The organism is Kitasatospora sp. NPDC127067 (assembly GCF_042724755.1).
Taxonomy (GTDB): Bacteria; Actinomycetota; Actinomycetes; order Streptomycetales; family Streptomycetaceae; genus Kitasatospora; species Kitasatospora lactacystinica.
The window spans coordinates 1-1,565 of the sequence record NZ_JBHXEM010000300.1; the positions used below are offsets into that span (position 1 = coordinate 1).

Consider the following 1,565-nt stretch of genomic DNA (forward strand, 5'->3'; position numbering starts at 1 on the left):
ATTAAAACCCCTCCCCCCTATTACGATTTTTCTTTTGGTCGGGGGGGTTGTTTTTTTTTAATAACCGCCTGGGGGGGCCGCGGCGCCCCCCCCGCCCCCCACGGCGCTCGCCGCCCGCCGGAAGTAGCCGGCCGCCGGCCGGTCACCCCGCGGTGAACCGGGCCTCGAAGGCGGCCCGGTTCGCCGAGACCGGCGAGCGGTCCCAGACCGCGAACACCACCTGGTCGAAGGCCGCCCCGTACCGGGCCAGCGCCCCCTCGAAGGCCTCGGCGACCTGCGCCGGGTCGTTGCGGAACACCCCGCAGCCCCAGGCCCCGAGCACCAGCGTGCGCACCTCGTGCCGGGCCGCCGCCGCGAGCACCCGCACGGCCCGCTCGGCGAGCACGCCCCGGACGTCCGCACCGGCCGAACGCCGTTCCAGCTGCCCGGCGTTGGGCGCGGGCGAGGTCAGGAAGGTGACGGGGTACGGCTGCGCCAACAGCTCTCCGCGCCCGTCCCGGATCACCGGCACCGCCGGCGAGACGATCACCCGGTGGCTGTACCGGAGGTCGGTGGAGGCCCGGTGCGCCTCGTAGTAGTCCGGCGCCTCCCGCAGGCAGCTGTACAGCAGCGCGCTGCGGCACAGGTCCTCCTCCTGGGCGCGGGCGCCGCGCAGGTAGCCGCCGCCGGGATTGCGCGCGGAGGCGAAGTTCAGCACCCCGACCGGCCCCGCCCCGGCCCCGACCAGCCGGCGGGCGGCCTGGATGCTGCCCTCGGCCGTCACCTCGATCCGTCCGGCCGCCGGCCCCGGCCCGCGGTCGCCCGCCGCCAGCAGCGCGTCCAGCCCCTCCGGCGCGTAGGACACCGTACCGGCCCGCGCCGCCCCCAACTCCTCCCCCACCTGCACGAGTTCGCCCCCGGCCGTCCGGTAGCTCCCCCGCTCGGCGATCTCCTCGTTCACTCGCGCCACATCGTGCAGTCTGCTGCTCATGGCCGCGACGCTACGGGACCGCGGCGCCCGCGCGCCACAGGTTATTCTCACTCCCAGAACAACGCCCCGGGGGCCTGCGCGGGGGTGCCGGGGAACGCGAAGGGCCCGCTCCGGGGGACGGAGCGGGCCCTTCGTACGTTCAGCCGGGTCGGCGGTCGACTACCGCCGGTGCGGCGTCAGTTCTTCCAGCGCGGCTTGCGGTCGTCGCGGTCGAAACCGCCCGGGCGACGGTCCTCGCGGTCACGGCCGGCGCCGAAGCCGCCGCGGTCACGGTTGAAGCCACCGCGGTCGGACTGCGGACGGCCGCCGGAGCGGTGGTCGTCGCGGCGCGCGAACGGACGGCTGCTGCCGCCGCGCTCGTCGCGGTCACGGCCGAAGGCCGGGCGGTCACCGAAGGAACGGGCCGGACGGTCGCCGAAGGAGCGGCCGCCGCGGTCGTCGCGGTCACGGTTGAAGCCGCCGCCACGGTTGTCACGGTCACCGAAGCCACCGGAACGGCCGCCACGGTCGTCGCGGTCACGGTTGAAGCCGCCACCACGGTTGTCACGGTCACCGAAGCCACCGGAACGGCCGCCACGGTCGTCACGGTTGAAGC

Annotated in this window: 2 protein-coding genes; one reads left to right on the forward strand and one right to left on the reverse strand. The window is 75.1% G+C overall.

Annotated features, from left to right (window positions below; translation table 11 throughout):
* Positions 1-142 precede the first annotated feature (142 nt).
* A complete protein-coding gene (locus ACFWJ4_RS41570) occupies positions 143-970 on the reverse strand; it encodes a TIGR02452 family protein (RefSeq protein ID WP_380554675.1) in 828 nt (275 codons plus the stop codon).
* Between the two features lie 314 nt (positions 971-1,284).
* Between ACFWJ4_RS41570 and ACFWJ4_RS41575 the strand changes: the two genes are divergently transcribed.
* Positions 1,285-1,565: hypothetical protein (locus ACFWJ4_RS41575; RefSeq protein ID WP_380554678.1), on the forward strand; the 281-nt coding region annotated here is incomplete at its 3' end.

What these genes read in the sequence shown, in the direction of transcription:
- ACFWJ4_RS41570 (WP_380554675.1), bottom strand. Translation starts at nt 970, where the DNA reads ATGAGCAGCAGACTGCACGATGTGGCGCGAGTGAACGAGGAGATCGCC.